The organism is Robertmurraya kyonggiensis, from assembly GCF_005116465.1.
GTDB lineage: Bacteria > Bacillota > Bacilli > Bacillales > Cytobacillaceae > Robertmurraya > Robertmurraya kyonggiensis.
In genome coordinates, this window is sequence record NZ_SWBM01000003.1 from 369,850 (window position 1) to 391,081 (window position 21,232).

Below are 21,232 nucleotides of genomic sequence, written 5' to 3' on the forward strand. Positions count from 1 at the left end.
AAACAAACTCTACTCTTTATTGAAGTTATTTATTTCTGGATATATGAATGATAATTTTTCGTTTGCTACTTCTATCTGCTTAAAATACTCCGAATAAGAAACACTTAATTTTTTCATTGCAGGAATAAATACATCATAATAACCACTTGTATCGTTAAACTCTTTAAGAATTGTTTGGATTTTATAGATTGGTGAATTTTTGTATTCTTCGGACTGCTTGTATGCCAAGTATCTCTCTATAACTTCCTTATTTTCTAACAAGAATTTATCGGGATTTTCAATAGATTGTTTTGTATTCTCTAAAACGTCACGAATATTTTCTGTGTTCATTTGCTTTGTGCTTTCCATTAAGAACAATTGCAAGTCTTCAGTAAACTGCAATGAAGGTACATTGTCCAGAAATGCTATTATTTCCTCATAGGCTGATTGCTGCTCTGAGGTTGTAATAGGCTCATTCAAAAATCGTGCAAAGTGCAGGCAAATAAATCGACCGTAGTATCCAGGAAACGCCTCTAATAGCTTTTCGTTTACAGTTGAACTCTGTTCAATAGCTCTCAATTCCGAACTTAGTTCAGCATAATCTTTGCCAAAACTTAGATTCTCAAGAATAGCCTTTTTTGCCTGTTCCCTCTGAATAGATAATTCTTTAAGTACCGTTATTTTTTGCAATGTGTTGTTTGTCGCATCGGCAAGCACTGCCCTTATCTCCGTTGTACTAAGGCCAAGCTTACGAAAAACATATATCTTTTTTAAGCATTCAACATCATTTTCGCTGAAATTCCGGTACCCATTTTCTAAAACATTAGGAAATACCAATTCTTGTTCTATGTAATATTCAATAGCCTTTTTAGTTAAATTTGTTAACTTACTCACTTCGTTAATTAGCATATTTATCACCTCCCAAATAAAATAAGCTATTACCCAAGGTGGTAGTCAATCGTTATTTATCCTTGTTTCGGATCTATTAATATGTAGCTTTGATCATATTATTTATTCAAAACATTTGTATGTCATTAAGTATTTAAGCATTTGTCCATTTTCCCCTTAAGTAGCTTTGTGGCCCTATAACAATAAAAAAGCTGCCTGGTATGGCAGCCTAAACTCCTAGATTCTAAAAACATTCCTATTTCTGTTCAGTAGGTCTTCGTTTATGTTGTTCATTTATGATTTTCTTGTTAAGAATCCGTACTTTACCAACCATTAGCAACCTCATATCTTCTACAATATAGCTAGCTAACTCTTCGTCAGAAATGTCATCTCCATTAATATCTAGACGGAATTCCTGCCCTTGAATTCCACCACCATTCGTAAACTCGATTTCAAAGTCGAATTGAACCCTTTTATCCATTTTGAATCCACCTTATAGAGTTAATTTTTTCTGGCTTTAAAGTACAACTACATGCACTTTTCCCTTACCTTCTCTTTCGTAGAATGCATATCCTACTTTCCAAAATCACTTACGCTGTTAGATAAGGTTTTGCATATGTAACGTTTTAAGATTTTATAGGTAAGTATATCTGTACCTCTTCTTCTCCATCTCTAATAGGGTGATAGGTCTCCACAATATAAGAATCAAGATCCCTTTGATAACCTTGCTCTTCTGACCATTTCAATAGATTTTCATGAAGTTCTTCCAATTTCCTTATATTCCCCTTTGTAGTAACGTAACTTATGTTTGTTTCAATATAATCCATTCCTGTGGGTACTTTACTTAATCGTTCATTTACAATTAATCCTACAAAATATTGACCTGCCCTATGTTCTTCGCCCCGCTTAGGTTCAAATAAGGCAATTTCAGTTTCTGTTGAATTTAGAATTTCGTTCGCACGACTTAATACTTGCTTGGCAAGCAAAGGTACTTCATTTCCAAAGTTAATAAACTCTCCACTACCTTTCAAACCCACAACCTTGAATTCTTTTAATACTTTCATAAAAGCCATACTAGGTATTCCTCCAGACGCAATTAGTTTTCATAATATTATCATTCTAGTGTTCAACAAAAAGTCCTTACTTCCTCCTAGAAGTTAAAATTTAAAGAAGAAGTTATTCACCAAGGTCAAAATAACCATTTGTAAATTCCCTTTAGAAATAAGCATTAATCCTTTTTCTTAGATGAACACACGCGTTGATAATTCTTCATATCCGTTAAATTAATCTAATCAAAAATAGAGGATACTTTTTTAAAAGTATCACACTTGTCATCTTTGGATGATGGTGTATCGTTCAGGTTCTGTGTTCCAACTTATTTGAGTTTCTTATTTGTTAAAAGCAAGTAAACGACTGAATTTGTCGTAGACTTATACCGAAATAGACCCATCTAAATCCATTCCAACGCCACCCGGCAACAGAGTTTCGACCTACAAAGATTGGATAAAACCAAAATTGCTGAGAGCCTCGTAGCCAAACGTAAGTAAACCTGAATAGACATCTTCTAATGCCACCCAGATCTACAGCAAAAGGTTCAAATTGTTGTGTTTGTGTAGGAACAAAAGATGGTGGTGGCGCTGTTGGTGGTCCTCCCGCTTGACCTTGGCTAGGTGGGCCAAACGGAGGTTGGAATCCAGGTTGCCCTGGTGGAAACCCTATTGGAGGAAAAAATTGTCCAAATAGTCTTTCGTCAACTTCTGAGTTGTAAATGCTGTCCTCTTGGAATGGATTTGTTGACGAATAGGCATCCTGATTATAAGGAACTTGATAATACGGATGTAGTGGATACATAAAATTCACTCCTAACTTTATTAAGTTCACGTCATATTATTCTTTGGGAATTAACCTAGTAACTTGTTCTCTCGGAAATGGGTCTTTACCTAAAATAACTATAGCAACTTGGATTTACCTCCCTTCAACAAAAGGCTCATTCTCCGTGAGCCTTTTTTATGTTTATTATTTTTTAAAAATTCCATATAAAGGAACAAACTTTTTGTCGAAGACAGGGGTAGTAATTGATGAAAGGTTATAAAAGGTTAAGAGTTTTATTTTGAAAATCTTAGGGGGAAATTTGAATGTGTGGGTTTGTAGGAGTTTTAAGAAACAAATACGTTGAAAAGACCGATCTCAGAAAGTGGGACGAGGCATTAGCTTCCATACATCATAGAGGACCAGATGCAACCGGTGAATATAAAGATGACTGGGTCCAATTGGGCTTTAAAAGGTTGAGCATTATTGATATAGAGCAAGGTCAACAACCATTATCTTATGAAGGTAGGTACCATATTGTATTTAATGGGGAGATTTATAACTATGTTGAATTAAGGGAGTCCTTGATCAAGTATGGTTATAGCTTTCAAACCAATTCAGACACAGAAGTAATAGTAGCTCTGTATGCACATATGGGCCAAGCATGTGTCCAAGCATTAAGAGGGATGTTTGCATTTGCTATTTGGGATTCAGTAGAAGAAATTCTTTTCGCAGCCCGTGATCCTTTCGGGATAAAACCCTTTTATTACTGGGAATCTGATGAGAGGTTTATTTTTTCGTCAGAACAGAAAAGTATTCGACACCTGACTGACGATCATGAGTTATCAAAAAAAAGTTTGCAACATTATTTGACCTATCAATATGTACCTGAACCTTTTTGTCTATCAACGAGTATTCTTAAGCTCAAACCGGGATATTTTTTACTAAAAGAAACAAATAAGAAAGCTGTGACAAAATGCTTCTATCATAAAATGTTTTCACCCAAGACGGATGATTTTTCTGTGGTTGTTCATAAAACAAGAAAAGTACTCGAAGATTCCGTAGAAAAGCATATGCGGAGTGATGTTCCCGTCGGTGCTTTTTTGTCTAGTGGGATTGATTCTACCACGATGGTCGCACTAGCAAAAAATCATAATCCTTATTTGAAAACGTTTACCGCCGGTTTTGAAATAGAGGGCTATAGCGAGATTGATATAGCAAAAGAATCTGCAGAAAAATTAGAGGTTGAAAACATTCATAAGGTTATCACTCCAGAGGAATTTATTAAAGAACTAAGAAATATTATTTGGCACATGGATGAGCCTGTCGCTGATCCAGCAGCAATTCCCCTATATTTCATCGCAAAAGAAGCCAGCACGCATGTCAAGGTCGTTCTATCAGGTGAGGGCGCTGACGAGTTGTTTGGAGGGTATAACATCTATCGTGAGCCTTTATCATTGAAAGGAATTAATGATTTACCCAACTGGCTAAAAGCTTGGTTAAATAAGGGCTCAGAGATATTGCCCGATGGGATGAAAGGAAAAAGCTATTTATACAGAGGGACTACTCCTTTAGAAGCTCGATATATTGGTAATGCTTTTATTTTTTCAGAAAGCGAAAAGATGAGGATGCTTACAGATTACAGACCGAATCAAGCTTATACAGAGATTACGAGAAGCTTGTTTAGAGAAGCAATATCGTACGGCGAATCTAGTAAGATGCAGTATATCGATATGCACACTTGGCTTCCGGGGGACATTCTTGTTAAAGCAGATCGAATGTCGATGGCCCATTCCTTAGAGCTTCGCGTTCCCTTTTTAGACAAAGAGGTTTTTGAGATTGCAAGCCGGATACCAGACCATATGAAAATAGCCAATGGTACAACGAAGTTTATTTTAAGAGAAGCAGTGAAGGATCTAATACCAGACTTTATTTTACATCGAAAAAAACTTGGGTTTCCCGTTCCGATAAGGCAGTGGTTGAGAAATGAGCTGTATGATTGGGCAAAGGATACGATAAACAATAGCTCCACTCTAGGTACTATCTTTAATAAATCAGAAATAACTTCTTTACTAGAGGAACACGTCACGATGAAAAAAGATAATAGTAGAAAGCTATGGACCATCTTAACTTTTATGGTTTGGTATTCCATTTACGAAGAAGCAGAAATGCAAAATGCGAAAGCTGAAGTTGTAATTCAACGAGAATATGCTTTTATTAATTAAGTGTTCTTAATTGGGCGAAAGGGCCAGTTATTTTATAAAGCGAAGCAGTGCAACTCTGTTTCAGAATTGCACTGCTGATTTTAATCCAGCTACTCTAACTTTTATCCTATCCCAATAAAGATGTCTTCCTCCCCTAATGTGACCCGCTCCACTCGGTCAGTCTTGGAAAAATAAAGTCCACTTAAGATGAGACTACGATCGATCAATAACTTGTGCTCTTCAAGTAATTGCTGCATTTCCTTTGAGCACACTACAAAAAGCCCCACTCTCTTCTCCACTGGTAAATCCATTTTCTTACGCAGTTCTTGAACTTCTCTGATGAAATCACGTGCTACTCCTTCTCTTCTCAAATCCTCACTGATATGGACGTCAACAATCGCAGTGAAATTACCATTAGAAGCTTCCGAAAAACCTTCTAGAACAGCCGTTTTTTGTACGAGTACATCTGCTCTTTCTAGCGTTACGACCTGTTCGTCTAAGTTCACTATCAAATACTCTTCTTTTAAAAATTGTTCGATTTCCTCTGCAGTTGCCTGACTTAAGGCTTGATTCACCTCATTAACAACCTTCCCTAATTTCGGACCCGCCGTCTTAAAATTGAGCTTTAACTTAAACTCAATATACTCGTTAGAAGAATCTGCCCACCCCACTGTTTTCATATTGAGTTCATCTCGAATAATATCCTCAAAAGATTTCAATGACAATTCATTAAAGTTCGAAACGACCACCATTTTTGAAAGAGGCTGTTTGGTCTTCACTTGATGCTTATTGCGGATACTTCTACCCAACTCAACGATTTCTAAAACAGCCTGCATTTGTTGTTCCAACAGTTGGTCAACGAACTCCTTCTGAACCTTTGGATACTCAGCTAAATGAACACTTTCCCCGGTCAAAGAATAATAGACTTCTTCTGAAATAAATGGAACAAACGGTGCCAGAAGCTTGGAAATATCGAGTAATACTGTACGCAATGTATGGAAGGCTGCCAGTTTATCAGGAGACATCCCTTGACTCCAGAATCGCTCCCTGTTTCTCCGGACATACCAATTGCTCACTTCCTCTACCAATTGACCAATCAATCGTGCAGCATTTGTCACCTGAAAGTTCTCCATTTCTTTTTTCACGAGAGCTGTCGTGGTCATTAATCTGGAAAGAACCCAACGATCCATCAGAGTGATTGTTCCCTTTTCATGAACATCAGGATTAAATGAATCAATGTCAGCATAGAGTTTGTAAAAATGATGCAGACTCGACAGCGTATCAACGAGTTTGGACTTTGCTTCCTGAGCATTTCGTTCCGAGAATCGCTTCGCATTCCAAGGAGCACTATCTTCAATGAGCGACCACCTCAAAGCATCCGCCCCAAACGTTTTTATTAGTTCTACTGGGTCTAAGGCATTCCCCTTACTTTTAGACATCTTTTGTCCGTGTTCATCAAGAACATGTCCCGTCGACAAAACAGTTTTATAAGGAGCCTTGCCAGTATAAAGAATTGAAACTGCCAACAATGAATAGAACCATCCTCGCGTTTGGTCAATCGCTTCGATGATAACATCTGCAGGGAACTGTTGCTGAAAAAGTTTCTCATTTTCAAATGGGGTATGGTACTGAGCAAATGGCATCGAGCCACTATCAAACCAAACATCGATGACTTCTGGCGTCCTTCGCATCTCACCCTTACAATTTGGACAAGCAAAAGTTATAGCATCTACATATGGTTTGTGAAGCTCCACATCTGTAACGGGTAGTTCTTTTACACTCTTTGGTGCAAATTCAGTTTCACAGGCCGAGCATACCCACACATTTAAAGGAGTTCCCCAATAGCGATTTCGACTGATATTCCAATCAACTAACCCTTCTAAAAAATTCCCAAATCGGCCATTTTTAATATGGTCAGGATACCAATTTACGTTTTGATTTTCATTGATGAATGTTTCCTTTAATGCAGTCGTTTTGATAAACCAACTTTCGGTCGCATAGTACAGTAATGGCGTATCACAACGCCAACAATGTGGATAAGAGTGTTCATACTTTTCTTTGTGGAAAAGTAACCCTTTGTCATGCAACAGCTTCACTATATCCACATCACACTCTTTTACAAACGTCCCAGCCAATGGTTCAACTACATCCATATATTTGCCACGTTCATCAACTACATTGATAAAAGATAACCCATTTTCTTGAACAATTCGATAATCATCTTCTCCGTAAGCCGGGGCAATATGAACAATTCCCGTCCCACTTTCATCTGTGACAAAATCACCTTCAATTATCCGATAACCATTTTTCACTTCAACAAAATCAAATGGTGCCTGATAAGTAAGGCCGATCAGCTCTTTTCCTTTCATCCTTTGGACGATGGTATAAGGTGATTGGATAACCTCTTCTACCCTAGTAGCTGAAACAATGTACACTTCCCCTCCCTTCTTTACTTTCACATACTCAAGCTCACCATTTACAGCTAATGCAACATTGGCAGGAAGCGTCCAAGGCGTCGTAGTCCAACCAAGTACATATTCATTTTCAGCAATTTTGAATTTCACCGTTGCACTCAAATCTTTGACAGTTTTGTATCCTTGCGCAACTTCATGAGAACTTAAAGAGGTTTGGCAACTCGGACAGTAAGGTGAGACACGATGCCCTTTGTACAGCAACCCCTTTTCATGAATCGTACCAAGGATATTCCATACCGATTCAATGTAGTCACTGTCCATCGTCATGTACGGATCATCCATATCGACCCAGTATCCCAATTCCCGCGTAAATTCGCGCCACTGCTTCTCGTATGAAAAGACACTTTCTTTACATTTTTGAATAAAAGCTTCAACTCCATACGCTTCTATCTCTTGCTTACCTGAAATCCCTAGCGCTTTTTCAACTCCTAATTCGACTGGCAATCCATGTGTATCCCAACCAGCTTTTCTAACGACATGTTTTCCATTCATTGTGTGGTATCTGGCAACAATGTCTTTAAGCGTCCTACCTAATGCATGGCCGACATGGGGAAGGCCATTTGCTGTTGGTGGACCTTCATAAAAAACAAATGATTCTTCATTTTTTCGATTTTCCATCGACTTTTGAAAAATATCGTTCTGCTCCCAGTAGTCCAAAATCCTATTTTCACGCTCTACTCTACTTTCCTTCTGATTGCTAAAATCCATGATAAAACCTCCTTCTTTTTCAAATAAAATAAAATAAAAAACACCCGTCCCTATAAAAGGGACGAGTGAAATACCCGCGTTACCACCCAAATTCTGTTGCCAACCGCAACAGCACTTTGTCAACGTACTATCATACGCGTTCCTTTTAACGGCGGACTCCCGTCAAGACTTACTCAAACTTCAGCCTTGCATCTCAGAGATGATTTTTCCGATAAGGCTTTCCTCACTGGCTCCCACCATACCCAGCTCGCTTTGGAGTCTTTCCTCACGTACTTGTTCTCTTCACAGATTTTTTAGAATGGAATGTTGCAATCATAGTAACACCTTTTTATCACAAATACAATATTTTTCCAAAATGCAAAAAAGGGACAAGGTACCTGTCCCTCTGTCCCTTATCCATTCACCCGAAGCTTCTTCTTAAACTTCGTTGCAAAAACCTCTAATAGAATAGCAATTGCTAAAATGAAGTACGTAATCGTACCGATTTCTCTAATATCCAAGTAGAAGTTACTTGCCATGAACATGTCGAAACCGATTCCACCTGCGCCTGCTGCAGCTCCCATCGCAACCGCAACCGCGAAGTTAATTTCAAAGCGCAGGAACGTCCATGAAATCATGTACGTAAGCGAGGATGGAATCACCGCTTGAAAAATGATTTGCCAAAAGCTTGCTCCACTTGATTGAAGAGCTTCGATCACTCCGTTGTCCAGTTCCTCAAAAGACTCAGAATAAGCCTTCACTAAATAACTGACCGAATGGAACGTCATCCCGATGACTGCTGCCACACTACCAAGACCTGCTGCCACTGCAAAAATAAGAACCCACAAAACAGTTGGAACGGCGCGAATAAAAGCAACAATTCCCTTAATCCCTGCTGATACTCGCTTAGAAGTTAAGTTTTCGGCTGCTAATAAGCCTAGGAATACGGCAATAACAGCCCCAAATATCGTCGTTAAGAACGCAAGGCCAAGCGTAATCAAGACCTGATAGAGTGCATGAGTGAAAGTGAAGTGATTAAAATGCGCTTCAAAAAACATTGCTTTTATATTGGCAAAAGTCGCAAGCATTGCTTCACCAAAATCAATTTCCTTATAATCAAAGCTAAAAAAGGCATATACCGTTAAAAACGCTAGTGCAAGAAGAGTGATTCGAATGGCAATCGTTGATTTTGTCAGGAGCTTAATTTTGATCGGCTTAGATGACTGTTCTTTCAGCATCTGCTCTCCAGACACGACTTGTTCATTAACATCCATTATAGAATCACCCTCCTTACATAATTTGATATCGATTCAATCAAGAGAATCGAAACGATGATGGTTACAACCACAAGTGACGCGATATCGTAATTTAAGCTTTTATAATACAGGTTAAAAGTAAAGCCAATCCCTGAACCTGTCAGCAAACCAATGAGTGTCGCACTACGAATATTCGTTTCAATCATAAAGAGAACCCAACTAAGCATTTGCGGCACACTAGACGGAATCACTGATTGAAAGATGATCGAAGCATAATTAGCACCCGTCGCTCTTAATGCTTCAACCGAGCCTCCACTGACTTCATCGATGGTTTCCACAAAAGCTCTTGTTAGAAATCCAAAGGAACCGAAGAACAAGGCAAAATATCCGGTTAATGAGCTTTGTCCAAAGGAGAAGAGTAGAATCAAAGCCCATGCTGCAACATCAATGTTTCGAAAAAGAGTCGCGATCACACGGCTGATACTTCCGAAAAAGGCATTCACTCTCGTCGTATTCGAACCCATAATGGCAAAAAACAATGCAAACACCGCACCGATGGATGTAGCTGCAATCGAAACGAGCAATGTTTCAATAAGGCTACTCAAAATATCTGGAAACTTCACCAAAGACTCTTGTGTCGGATAAAAATTCCCTAATGCCCATGTAACCGCACGTGGAAGTGATTCAAATCCTTTTACAATATCGTACTCTGTGATGACAATGGCACCGACCGTAATTGCCACTAAAATCCCAAAGAACCCGAGCGAATTTTTTCTTTTTCGAGCAAAGAAATCAGCTTGCATGGATGCCTCCTATGTCAAAGATGAGATCCTCAGCTTCCGAACCATAAATACGCTGAATATCATCTTTTGTAATGTCTTTCGGAGTACCATTAAATACGACTTGACCATGGTTAATCCCGATCACTCGATCCGAATACTTGAGCGCCACATCTACTTGGTGCAGGTTCACTAAAACGGTAATGCCCATCGTCGTAGAAATATTACGAAGATGATCCATAATGACCTTAGCTGAGTTCGGATCGAGTGAAGCAATTGGTTCATCGCAAAGCATCATCCGCGGATTCTGGATTAAGGCACGCGCGATTCCAACGCGCTGCTTTTGACCGCCACTTAATTGATCCGCCCGCTTGTAAATATGCTCATCTAATCCAAGGGTCGATAGAATTTTAACCGCCTGCTCTTTTTCCTCCTGACTGTAGAGACCAAGAGCACCGGCAATCGTAGATTTCTTTCCGAGATTTCCATGAAGGGTATTTTCAATCACGCTCAAACGATTGACTAAATTATAATGCTGAAAAATCATCCCGATTTTCGTACGGACCATTTTAAGTTCTTTCTTCTTCAAATTCATCACGTTCATGTTATCAAAGATGATTTCTCCGTTTGATGCATCAATCATTCGATTGATACAGCGAAGGAGAGTTGATTTCCCCGCTCCAGATGGACCGATGATTGATACAAACTCTCCCTCGCTGACGGAGAAGTTAACATCTGATAACGCCTTAGTCTCATTTCCAAATTGCTTGGACACATGATTGACTTCTAAAAGGGTCATTGGTTAACTCTCCTTATATCTATATTATTTTGAAAGCTCACGAATCGGATCGAACCACTTATCTTCAACTTCCACTAAGCGCTCGTCCGCTGTCTTCTTAAATAATCCTGAGAACTCAGAATCCTCTGGTACGAACACTTTTTCATTGTTCGTAATCTCATCTGAAGTCATGATTTCTTTAAGTTGTGCTTGAAGCTCTTCACTGATATTTTCTGTGTTGATAACAAATGGTGCATTCAATACTGGTGTAACAGAGATAAGTTGGAACTCTTTTCCTACTACTGTATTGAACGGTTCAGCAGCATCCGCCTTTACTTTATAAACCGCACCTGGTCTGTTCACATCACCTTCAGCTAGCTCTACATAGTTGTTGACACAAGTATCACAGAATGCTGCTACATCCGCTTTTCCTGATAAAAGGTTCACTGCAGAACCTTGGTGAGAACCACCGTATAGAACTTCACTAAAGAATTTATCGTCTCCACCTTCAAGTAAATCTTCAGCAGTTAAATCTTTGAAATCATCTTTTTGGCTGAAGTATTCCACAATTCCGGTTGAAGGAACTTTAAAGCCTGAAGTTGAGCTATTAGATACAAATGAGAATTTCTTTCCTTGAATATTATCAATCGCAAACGCTTCGCCATCTTTATATTCATCAATATTTCCTTTTTCAACCGCTAACCAGCTATAGTAAACGGCATCTTCTAATGTACCTGATGCACCTGTTGGAACGACTAAAGGTTCAACCTTGTCATTTTTGTTTTTTGCTTCGATATAACCTTGTGCTCCTAGGAATGCCATGTCAGCATTTCCATTAGCAACAGCTTCAATTGCCACAATATAGTCAGTAGTTGTTTGATGCTCTACTTTTTTACCTGTTTTCTCTTCGATCACTTTACCAATAGCATCACGTGCTTCAGTTAAATCGGCACCAGATTCATTCGGAAGCCATGCAATTGTAATCGTGTCTTTGTCTTCTCCTGAGCCTTCCTCAGAACTTGCCGATGATGAACAACCTGCAACAAAAAGTATTACTAGTGATAGCAAAAATAAGAAAGATTTCTTCATTATGAATCTCCTCGCCTTTTAGTTTTTTTACCCTCATTACTATATCTACTAATTGTCAATCTACTATTAAGGCAATATTATGAATTATTAAGTTTTATTAACTCCTGGTAAAAATGGAAGATTAAGAGAAAACTCCATTTTGCATGTTGTACTCACGATTAACTAAATGATTCATAAACTCTAGATCATGGAAGATTCCTAGCATTGTTGTTCCTTCGTTCATCAGCTGCTCAATCAGAAGCTTTACCTTTATTTTCGAGTCATGATCAAGACTCGCTGTTGGCTCATCTAAAAGGAGCAAACGTGGCTTTTTCACCATCGCCCTCGCAATATTAAGCCTTAGCTTTTCCCCACCCGAAAAAGTCGTTGGATAGCTGTCCCATAGCTCTTGATCCAATTCAAAATGAGTGAGAATTTTTTCTGTTTCCTTTTCTGCAAAACTCTTACTTTCACCCATTTCAAGAATCGCCTGCTGCACAAGCTGTCTTGCTGTCGTTCGAGGCATGACATTCAAAAATTGTGAGACATAGCCAATTTCATGCTTTCTTAAGTAGAGCATTTGGCGTTCGGAGGCTTCTGCTAAATTAATACGACCAAATTTTTTTGAGTGATACCAGATACTCCCTTGCTGGATTCGGTAAGCCCCGTAGATACATTTTAAAATGGTCGACTTTCCACTCCCGCTTTTTCCAGTGATCCCAATAAATTCACCCTCGTTAAGTTGGATATCCACATGACTAACAGCACGGATATGTTTGCCAAGGTTATGAAGGTCAAACGATTTGGATAAATCCTTTATTTCTAAAAGAGTTTCCACCTGCTCACCTGCTTTCCCATTTGATTTCTAGACTCTAGATTCGATAGTTGGTCTTTTGAATGAGCTTTCCATCAACAAAGACGCCTGTAATAACCGGAAAATCATCTGTTATTCGTTCAATAATTAACAAATCAGCTTTTTTCCCTTCGCAAAGCGACCCGATTTCATGATCCATTTTGACCGCCTTTGCTGGATTAATCGTCACAAGCTTCATCGTTTCTGCTAGATCCATGTCGTAATTATCTACTAAAGCAAAGATGGCATGGAGCATCCCCGCAGGATAATAATCGCTGCACAAAATATCAATAGCCTGATTTTGAATCGCCTCTGCTGCCCCTAAATTCCCACTATGTGATCCTCCTAGAAGAACATTTGGCGCACCTGCAATGGTATACATGCCAAGCTGTCTAGCTCTTTGTGCCACCTCAAGCGTAATCGGGAATTCACTAATCGTTGTACCGAAGCTTTTCACAAGCTCTAATTTTTCAACCGTATCGTCATCATGTGAAGCCACTGCAATTTGATACTCATGGGCCAACTCTGCAATTTCCCTGATATCTTCAATCGATAGTTTTTCTTTCGTTTGATGGTTATGAATAAGCACATCAATGGAGGCATCGCTAAGTTTGTTATAGCTTTTCACCGTTTTTCGATAGATTTCTAGATGACGGTACTGGCCTTGTCCCGGCGTATGGTCCATAAACGAAACGAGGTGAACTTTATTCTCTCGAATATAACATTTCAGATTTTCAATTTCGTCAACATTATCAATCTCAAATCTTGCATGAAAACGATGACGAACGAGGTGCTTTGTTGTATGGCTCTTATCGATTAAGTCTATGAATTTTCGAACATTTTCTGGCTCTCGGATCGGTTTATAGTCATATTCTGTGCCTTTAAAAAGAGACAGCGAATGAAACATCGTTGTAATTCCGTGCCCGATCAATTCCTTCTCTGTTTCTCTTAAACTCAAATCAAAGTTCATCAAAGAAGTCGGTCTTGGAGCCGCCATATGCTCAATATAATCGGAATGGATGTCGATAAACCCTGGAGAAACATAGCCTCCAGCCGCATTAATAATCTCCATTCCCTCTTTAAATTTAATCTCACCTTTTGGTGCAATCTTTTTGATTCGATCTTCTTCTATTAAAAGATCATAGCCATGCAACACGGTATCTTCGGTGATCAATCTTCCATTTGTAATGACGTACAAAGTCCTTCCCCCTAAGCTTTTCGAATATGTTTAAAGCAAAGAATGAACCAATTGCTGTGTATATGGATGCTGTGGGTCCTCTAAAATTTGATCAGTTAAGCCTTCTTCAATTACTTTCCCTTCTAGCATCACAAGTGTTCTGTCTGCGAGCATGCGTATAACACCTAAGTCATGTGATACGAGTACGATGCTAATATTTAGTTCACGCTGCAGGCTCTTGATTAAATCGAGAACACTCGCTTGAACAGATAGGTCAAGTCCAGTAGTCACTTCATCTAGCAAAAGCACAGGTGGATTATTGGAAAGAGCCTTGGCAATTTGTACACGCTGTTGCATTCCACCGGAAAAATATTTCGGAGCTTCTTTCCTGCGGTGCACAGGAATATTAACCTTATTTAAAAGTTCAGTACCCCTGCTCTCCATCATCCCCACATGGTTGCTTCCTGCTGCAATAAGCTTTTCAGCAATGTTTCCAATCGAAGAAAAATTCATTCTTAATCCTAGTAAAGGATTTTGATAGACTTTCCCCATAATGTGGTTACGGATGTATCGTTGCTGCTGGGACGATTCCTGAAAAAGATTTTTTTCCCCATTTTCATAAGAGCGAACAAATGCTGCTCCAGCAGTGACTTCCTGGTCAAAATAAAGGCATTGCATCAAAGTTGATTTCCCACTGCCACTCTCCCCGACGATCCCAAGAACTTCCCCTGGGAACACATCAAAGGATACATCTCGGCACGCGTAGACTGTTCCGCAAACCTGACAGTAGTTTTTCACGAGTGTCTCAGATTCTCCTTCTTTACAATGCGGGCAGCCAGGACCATACTGTTTATTTAAGTTCTTTACCGATAAAACTGGAACTTCAAATTCAGTCATTTATTTCACTCCAACCGCATTTAATTTTTCAAGACAATAACTTGTATCGTTGCATTGATAGACGGTTTCATCTGTTGCTTCATCGACAAGTTCATCTAAAAACACGCCAGTTGAACCACACAAGCGACATTCTTTGTCTTCAAAGGATTCTGGTTCAAAAGGAAAATCTTCGAAGTCCAGTGACACAACTTTTGTATACGGAGGAACGGCATAGACTTTCTTTTCACGGCCAGCTCCTAGTAAAATAAGGGCTTCACTTTCATCCATTTTTGGATTATCGAAACGTGGAATCGGGCTTGGCGCCATCACATAGCGTTCATGTACAAGTACGGGATGGTCTGCCCCTGTGGTCATACTTCCATATTTCATAATCTGCTCAAATAACATCAGCCACGCACCCGAGTATTCTTTTTCCGCATGAAGTTTCTTCGTTTCACTTTCACTCGGCTCATAGTAGCGAAGTGGTTCTGGGATTGGCACCTGCAGGATCAGAATCTGGTCTTTAGTGAGCGGTACTTCAGGGATTCTATGTCTGGACTGGATTAGAGTTGCGTCATGGGTTTCTTCAGTTGTTTCTACTCCTGTTGTGTCAGAAACAAGCTTTTTAATATTGACGGCATTGACCGATTCATCCGATCCTTGGTCAATGACCTTCAACACATCATTTTTCCCAATAAGGGAGAGCGTTAACTGCAATCCTCCAGTCCCCCAACCTCTTCCAATCGGCATTTCTCTTGAGGCAAATGGTACTTGGTACCCCGGAATCGCGATCGCCTTTAAGGTTGCACGGCGAATCTCTCGTTTTGAACCTTCGTCAAAAAAAGCAAAGTTATAGGCCGTATTCATTAGCTATTCACCTCTTGTCTTTCCTCTTTTTTCGTCTTCCGCACGCTATCGAGCTTCGATTGGAAGGTGACATAATGAGGCATTTTCAAGTGCGAGATAAAGCCCGTTGATTCCACAGAATCGATATGATAAAGAACGAATTCTTCATTATGACTAGGAAACTCATTGTTCGGATGCTCGAGACAATTATCAAGAATTCCCATAGCAATCGCCTTTGTCTCATTTTGACCGAAGCAAAGACCATAGCCGATTTCAAACTCCATTTCCTTTTTGCCGTATTCTTTTTCAACACTCACCGGCATGAGCATTTCAGCTTCCGTTACTTGGACTTCACCAATATAATAGGAGTCTTCATCATTACCTTCTGACGTTGGATGATCGATCGTCACTGGCAATTTTCCAACTCTTAGCTCGCCAACTGTCGGATGCAACGCCCCATATCCACGAATGACCGCATATGCTAGAGACGTGACTGCTCCTGTTTGCCCTCTTGTTAAAATTTGTAGCCTTTGACTTCGTGTTGATGGGAACTCGAGACTTTCCCTTGTTACATCGTCCGGTTCTTGATTATTATTTTCACAAGGAGGGATTAAGCCTTCCTTACGCAAGTAATCAAGCACTTTTGCGAGAGTGAGGTCGGTAACCTGCTCCTCATTTTGAGAATCTTCATTATGAAATTGATGGAGCCATTCCTGCACACTTTCATCAGTCTCCTCCATTAAACGAAAATCAAGAAGGCGATGCGTGTAATCTGTTGTTGCCCCAAGAATCTGCCCGCCGGGAATGTCTTTAAAGCTAGCGGAGATACGACGTTCTAATTGCATCTCATCAGATTCTATTACTCTCGAATAATGCTTTCTTGGAATGGTCGAACGGTACGCTCTTAATAGAAATACCGCTTCTTCAGGATTTCCTTCTGCTTGCTTGATCGCTAGTGCCGCTAATGTCTCGTCATAGATACTACTTTCTGACATCACTTGATCGATGAGTCCACGCATTCCTGCTTGGATCTTCTCAACCTCAATCGTTCTGCCTTGTTTTACTCGTTCAAATTTTAGTCGCTTAATTGATTCCTCAATCGCAAGCGTTCCACCTTTAACAGCTACATATCCCATTAGACAATCACCCTATTTTCGGTAATTTGTGTTGTGCGTGGCAATGACAGTAGTTGAGCCTGGTGATCAACAAACATCATTTCAATTCCAAGTGGATATTCTATATTTTTCATTTGGCGGGATTCTACCCATTTCTCGTTTGTTTCCACGTGAGCGAACTCAATCGCTTGGATTCCTGGCCCTTTTAGTCGTAGTGATGGTTCATCTGATACTTCACTCACTTCCACAATGATCGTCGCAGAGGAATGAGGATTTTTTAGTGTTCCTGGCTTCGCTATTTCGATTGCATTGTTGAGTGCTCCTACTTCGGCATCTTGAAGGATTAAGATGTAGTCAGCATCCTCTGTTTCTACTGGCTTTGCATATGTTAATTGATTAATTGTTTTTGTGATGTTCTCTTCTTTTTCGGAAATCACTTTAAAGGTTATTTCCTGATCAAATAAGGTTAGGGCCAATAATAATATGGAGGCTGGACAGTCATGGTTGCCTTCTTCCTTGACGAAGCACGCATCCTTCGTTAAATCAGCAAGTTGCCCTGGTCTTGCAGAAGCATCCACTATTTTTCGATAAACGGATTGCAAATCGTGAACGATATCTAGCTTCACTCTCAATTCCCTCCTCAAGATACATCCATGGTTTCAAAGTTAACTTTTGTTTTTAAAATGGATTGGTTCTCTGTTACTTTTGTTTTTATGATGTTTTGTTCTTCATGTTCTAGGAGTTGGATCCATTCCTTTGTTTCAGGAAGGTTGGCTTCGTAGGCTGCATCAATGACTGCGAGATGGTGTGATAGTTCTGGTTGTTCACCGGTTACGATGCCGATTCCGATGACGTCATTGATTTGAACTTTGCATTCAGTGACCAGTACTTCACCTGGATAGAAAAGGCTTTTTTTTGATGTTTCTCTTACTTTCATCATGACTAAACCATTTTCGGGCTCTTGAATGACTTTCACGTCGTAGTGTTCGGTGATTGTCTTTGTTAATGTTTCTGCTAGTTTTTGAGAGCCGTTGATTAAGATTTCAGTTCTTCGTCTTCTTTTCATCGCTAGGCCTCCGTGCGTTTCGTTTGTTTTTACTCTTTTACTGTATCTTGTTGCCAAGTGAGCGCACGTAAAAGAACGGTGAAGTTTGTTTGGGTTTTGTAAAGATGTTATTGATTTTCGAGAAAAAAAATAGGCCACCAATAATTTTGGTCAGCCTCTCTCATTTGAAGATACAAAAACAACTATCAAGGGAAGTAAAATAGGAGAGTAATTCGAATTGAATTAGCTTTCCTATTTCATTGATTAATTGAGTTTTTTGAAGTATCTTATGTAGTTTTAGCAACAAATCGTTTTCAAGGTTGGTGATCGCTTTGTCTTCAATCAACTACTCAAGGAACTTCAGCATGGTTACTGCCCCAATAACACCGAGAATGCACAGGAGGCGAAATGGATTACGCGATTCCTGAAAAAAGATCATACCAACAATAGCTGCCCCGACCGTCCCAATACCGGTCCATACCGCGTATGCTGTCGCCAAAGGTATCCATTCCATGACCTGTATCAGTATTTGAAAGCTAATGATGAAACCGCCGTAAAGCAGGATGTTATTTAATAGGTTATTTTCTTCTACTGTACGCTTAATACCAATAACACCAATTACTTCGAAAAGCCCAGCAATTATAAGTAGAGTCCATTCGAACATCAAGCTTTTCCTCCCTTCGAAGTAGTTTTAAGTCCGATGATACATAGCAACAAGAACAGAATTACCCCCGCTTTAAGTGGGAGTATCCCACCTTCCATTATCCCCTCAACAACCGTTGTTCCAATTGTCCCGATCCCAACGAATACTGCATATACAGTGCCGATCGGTATAACTGTAGCTCCACGTGTTAAAAGATCGAAACTAACGAGCAGGGCTATCAGGACAACCAGCGACGGAATTTCTTCATATTTAAATCCGGTAGCCCAAACAATTTCCAGTCCCCCACCTACGAGGACATAAATCCAAGCTCGATTAACACTGATGCTTTTCTTCTTTTTTTCCATCTGTATTCCCTCCCTTTATGTAAACTTTGGATATATCATTTAAGATGAGTGAAGTTATTAACATTGCCTCTTAGCCGGGTACTCATTCGTCCGTTTTGAACTTCCAAGAAGTTAATAAATCTTTGCCATTTATATAGTGTTATTCTCTATAAAAATCCTCTTTTTTACAATTGCTTAAATACCTGACTTTCGATTACCAAATTTCTTTGATAATATTACCATAATATTGTTCTCAAAAAGCTAAAAGCAGTGCGATTTCACTTGAGAAATCCACTGCTTTTATATTTTTTATACTATACAGTTACCCCAATAGAGAACAGATTAGTAGATGGATGAACTACATTAGCTTTCTTACTTGTATGTTAACTTACAATCTAAGTACACACCTTGTACATATTTGGGATCTCCTCCTGAGTCTCATACCCTTAACATGGCACTAGAAACTTTTTACAACCAAAATTTAGATTAAATAGGTAAAGCAGTCGCTTCTATAGATATTTCTTGAGTATTCTAGTACTTTTCCGGTTTTTTTATCGACGCAGCCTGATTCTAGTTGTAGGAGTGGAACGAGACTTGGACATTTTAAGATTTCTCTTTCCTTTTTATTCGGAAATACGACACTCAGTTGGCTACGCATCGTTTCGAAGTCAGTGTAGCCTTGTTCGTGATAGTATTGAAAGATCGAGTTTATGACCTCGCCTTCTTGTGCGATATTTTCAAAGGTTGATTGAGATAAGTAGGATGTATGGACTGCAATTGGGCAGTCTTCCACGATTCTCAGTCGGCTTATTTTATAAACTGCGTCGTCCTTTTTTGCCTGTAATGCGTGATAAATAGAAGAATCATAGTTGATCATTTCACTTACTATATTCTTCGTTTCAAATTCATAATTTAGCTCTCTCATTTTTTCGCTGAAACTAACGTCTCCAGTTAAAATGAGCGGAATTTGTAGCTTCTGATTTTGAACATAGCTTCCTTTTCCTTGTTTGGAAAAAATGTAGCCGAGCTCTTGCAGACGTTCATAGGCTTTTCGAACAACCATTCTTGGTACTTGATAAAAATCGGCCAGTTCATTTTCCGACGGTAGCTTGTCATTAGGTTTGTAGTTGCCTGCCCGTATTTCCGAAATCAGTCTATCCACCAACAATGCTTTTTCAGACAATTTGACGTTGCCCCCTTCGACCAATCTAAAAAGAGTATATCCCTTGAATATAAATAAACTGTATCAACTATGTAAATTTCGCAAATTCAAACTATATTGGAAAGCTCTAAACCAATGATAAAGAGTCCGTTTTGAGCTGCTTTATTAATACACACAAAATGACAATATTTTTATATCACATTATGTGTAATAAGAATGAAGGAGATTAATTCATACTGGAAAAATATTTTGACGTAAAGTAGAGCGAGGTGTTTATTTATGCTATAAAGGCAACAAATATAAAAGCATCCAAACTGGTTCATTTGGATGCCTTTTGTCAAAATCCGATACAGACACCATAAGATGATCATTCGGAATAATCACTTCTCAGTTGCTGTATTCGCCATTGCAATAGAAATACTATTCTAACTGTTGATTTGATTGATAATTAGAACAATCTCAACATATTGTCTTTCGTCATAAGGTCTCTGAATTTTTTAGTTTAGAAAGATTGTGAGTTAATATAATCTACTAATTCTTTTTCAGCTGATTTCATTATTTCCTCTTTGTCGTTAGTAGACATGTCTAAGCCTTGAGCACGTATTAATTTCATTTGGTTAATTCCCATCATGTGCAGTACTCCGCGCATATATTGTGGCGCAATATCTAAATTTACATATCGGTAATTAGTTTCATATTCACTTCCACTCGTGAGGATAAATGTTACCTTGGAAGTTTCGTCTGACATTAATCCAACTGAACCAGATTCAGTGTATTTGAATGTTTCTCCTGCTGTTAGAATATTATCCAGATAGTCTTTAAACTTTGCAGGCACATTCCAATTATGCAAAGGCATGTAAATATAAATATAATCTGCTGACTTCCATTGTCTAATTAATTTATATTGTGCTTCATGTTTTTTTAATCTTTCAGTAGTCATTTCTTTAGGATTAGTAAAATTTAAAGTATCAGCAGTAATTTGAGGGATAAAATTATTTGGATCATAAACATTTAATACTTCGATTGTCCCTCGACCATTTAATTTTTCTTGTAAAGTTTTCAAGCCAACATCCGCTAAGCGGTTTGCCGCTCTTTTTTGATTGTTATATTCAGGATGAGCCATTAGCTGTAAAATATTCATTGTTCCACCTCTATTAGTTTCATTATTTTGTAGTTCCATTCTTTGCTTCAAAACAGACTTCAATTAAAGACTAATTCAATCGGCGATTGATGTTATCCATATTATATA

Annotated in this window: 21 protein-coding genes and 1 other annotated feature; of the genes, 1 reads left to right on the forward strand and 20 read right to left on the reverse strand. The window is 38.9% G+C overall.

The window, feature by feature from the left end; translation table 11 throughout:
* Window positions 1–9: 9 nt before the first annotated feature.
* From FA727_RS15580 to FA727_RS15595, 4 genes are all read right to left on the reverse strand, one after another.
* A complete protein-coding gene (locus FA727_RS15580; RefSeq protein WP_136832352.1) occupies window positions 10–888 on the reverse strand; it encodes a MerR family transcriptional regulator in 879 nt (292 codons plus the stop codon).
* Between the two features lie 235 nt (window positions 889–1,123).
* Window positions 1,124–1,348, reverse strand: coding sequence for a cyclase (locus FA727_RS15585; protein ID WP_136832354.1), 225 nt, complete (start codon window positions 1,346–1,348; stop codon window positions 1,124–1,126).
* 145 nt (window positions 1,349–1,493) lie between these two features.
* The gene (locus FA727_RS15590) at window positions 1,494–1,940 is read right to left on the reverse strand and encodes a GyrI-like domain-containing protein (protein WP_136832356.1); all 447 of its coding nucleotides are present in this window, start codon (window positions 1,938–1,940) and stop codon (window positions 1,494–1,496) included.
* 322 nt (window positions 1,941–2,262) lie between these two features.
* Window positions 2,263–2,718, reverse strand: coding sequence for a hypothetical protein (locus FA727_RS15595; RefSeq protein WP_136832358.1), 456 nt, complete (start codon window positions 2,716–2,718; stop codon window positions 2,263–2,265).
* 284 nt (window positions 2,719–3,002) lie between these two features.
* Between FA727_RS15595 and asnB the strand changes: the two genes are divergently transcribed.
* On the forward strand, window positions 3,003–4,901 hold the full coding sequence (gene asnB / locus FA727_RS15600) for an asparagine synthase (glutamine-hydrolyzing) (RefSeq protein ID WP_136832360.1): 1,899 nt from the start codon (window positions 3,003–3,005) through the stop codon (window positions 4,899–4,901).
* A 101-nt stretch (window positions 4,902–5,002) separates the two neighbouring features.
* Here the strand turns inward: asnB and ileS are convergent, their stop codons facing one another.
* The 16 genes from ileS to FA727_RS15680 all read right to left on the reverse strand — a co-directional run bounded on the left by ileS (window position 5,003) and on the right by FA727_RS15680 (window position 21,124).
* Window positions 5,003–8,062, reverse strand: coding sequence for an isoleucine--tRNA ligase (gene ileS, locus FA727_RS15605; RefSeq protein WP_136832362.1), 3,060 nt, complete (start codon window positions 8,060–8,062; stop codon window positions 5,003–5,005).
* 54 nt (window positions 8,063–8,116) lie between these two features.
* Window positions 8,117–8,357 (reverse strand) — a binding site (T-box leader).
* Window positions 8,358–8,454: 97 nt separating this feature from the next.
* Window positions 8,455–9,315: a PhnE/PtxC family ABC transporter permease gene (locus FA727_RS15610; RefSeq protein ID WP_136832364.1), complete on the reverse strand. Its 861-nt coding sequence runs from the start codon at window positions 9,313–9,315 to the stop codon at window positions 8,455–8,457.
* Window positions 9,315–10,100 (reverse strand): PhnE/PtxC family ABC transporter permease, encoded by a 786-nt coding sequence (locus FA727_RS15615; RefSeq protein WP_136832366.1) that lies wholly within the window; start codon window positions 10,098–10,100, stop codon window positions 9,315–9,317. The genes FA727_RS15610 and FA727_RS15615 overlap by 1 nt, the downstream gene beginning before the upstream one ends.
* Window positions 10,090–10,875 (reverse strand): phosphonate ABC transporter ATP-binding protein, encoded by a 786-nt coding sequence (gene phnC / locus FA727_RS15620; RefSeq protein ID WP_136832368.1) that lies wholly within the window; start codon window positions 10,873–10,875, stop codon window positions 10,090–10,092. Before phnC ends, FA727_RS15615 begins: the two co-directional genes overlap by 11 nt.
* Before the next feature lie 24 nt (window positions 10,876–10,899).
* Window positions 10,900–11,943, reverse strand: coding sequence for a phosphate/phosphite/phosphonate ABC transporter substrate-binding protein (gene phnD / locus FA727_RS15625; protein ID WP_136832370.1), 1,044 nt, complete (start codon window positions 11,941–11,943; stop codon window positions 10,900–10,902).
* A 121-nt stretch (window positions 11,944–12,064) separates the two neighbouring features.
* The gene (locus FA727_RS15630) at window positions 12,065–12,760 is read right to left on the reverse strand and encodes a phosphonate C-P lyase system protein PhnL (protein ID WP_136832372.1); all 696 of its coding nucleotides are present in this window, start codon (window positions 12,758–12,760) and stop codon (window positions 12,065–12,067) included.
* 34 nt (window positions 12,761–12,794) lie between these two features.
* Window positions 12,795–13,973: a phosphonate metabolism protein PhnM gene (gene phnM / locus FA727_RS15635; protein WP_136832374.1), complete on the reverse strand. Its 1,179-nt coding sequence runs from the start codon at window positions 13,971–13,973 to the stop codon at window positions 12,795–12,797.
* Between the two features lie 30 nt (window positions 13,974–14,003).
* Window positions 14,004–14,849 carry an ATP-binding cassette domain-containing protein gene (locus FA727_RS15640; RefSeq protein ID WP_136832376.1) on the reverse strand — a complete coding sequence of 282 codons (846 nt, stop codon included), beginning with the start codon at window positions 14,847–14,849 and terminating at the stop codon, window positions 14,004–14,006.
* A complete protein-coding gene (locus FA727_RS15645) occupies window positions 14,850–15,695 on the reverse strand; it encodes an alpha-D-ribose 1-methylphosphonate 5-phosphate C-P-lyase PhnJ (RefSeq protein WP_136832377.1) in 846 nt (281 codons plus the stop codon).
* A complete protein-coding gene (locus FA727_RS15650) occupies window positions 15,695–16,810 on the reverse strand; it encodes a carbon-phosphorus lyase complex subunit PhnI (RefSeq protein ID WP_136832380.1) in 1,116 nt (371 codons plus the stop codon). The genes FA727_RS15645 and FA727_RS15650 overlap by 1 nt, the downstream gene beginning before the upstream one ends.
* Window positions 16,810–17,415 (reverse strand): phosphonate C-P lyase system protein PhnH, encoded by a 606-nt coding sequence (phnH, locus tag FA727_RS15655; RefSeq protein ID WP_136832382.1) that lies wholly within the window; start codon window positions 17,413–17,415, stop codon window positions 16,810–16,812. The genes FA727_RS15650 and phnH overlap by 1 nt, the downstream gene beginning before the upstream one ends.
* Before the next feature lie 14 nt (window positions 17,416–17,429).
* Window positions 17,430–17,855 carry a phosphonate C-P lyase system protein PhnG gene (phnG, locus tag FA727_RS15660; RefSeq protein WP_136832384.1) on the reverse strand — a complete coding sequence of 142 codons (426 nt, stop codon included), beginning with the start codon at window positions 17,853–17,855 and terminating at the stop codon, window positions 17,430–17,432.
* A 325-nt stretch (window positions 17,856–18,180) separates the two neighbouring features.
* Window positions 18,181–18,498: a DMT family transporter gene (locus FA727_RS15665; RefSeq protein WP_136832385.1), complete on the reverse strand. Its 318-nt coding sequence runs from the start codon at window positions 18,496–18,498 to the stop codon at window positions 18,181–18,183.
* Window positions 18,498–18,842: a DMT family transporter gene (locus FA727_RS15670; protein WP_136832387.1), complete on the reverse strand. Its 345-nt coding sequence runs from the start codon at window positions 18,840–18,842 to the stop codon at window positions 18,498–18,500. Before FA727_RS15670 ends, FA727_RS15665 begins: the two co-directional genes overlap by 1 nt.
* 460 nt (window positions 18,843–19,302) lie before the next feature.
* Window positions 19,303–20,004, reverse strand: a complete 702-nt coding sequence (locus tag FA727_RS15675; protein ID WP_136832389.1) for a GntR family transcriptional regulator — start codon at window positions 20,002–20,004, stop codon at window positions 19,303–19,305.
* Window positions 20,005–20,485: 481 nt separating this feature from the next.
* Complete coding sequence (locus FA727_RS15680; RefSeq protein ID WP_158318886.1) at window positions 20,486–21,124, reverse strand: FMN-dependent NADH-azoreductase; 639 nt, start codon at window positions 21,122–21,124, stop codon at window positions 20,486–20,488.
* Window positions 21,125–21,232 lie beyond the last annotated feature (108 nt).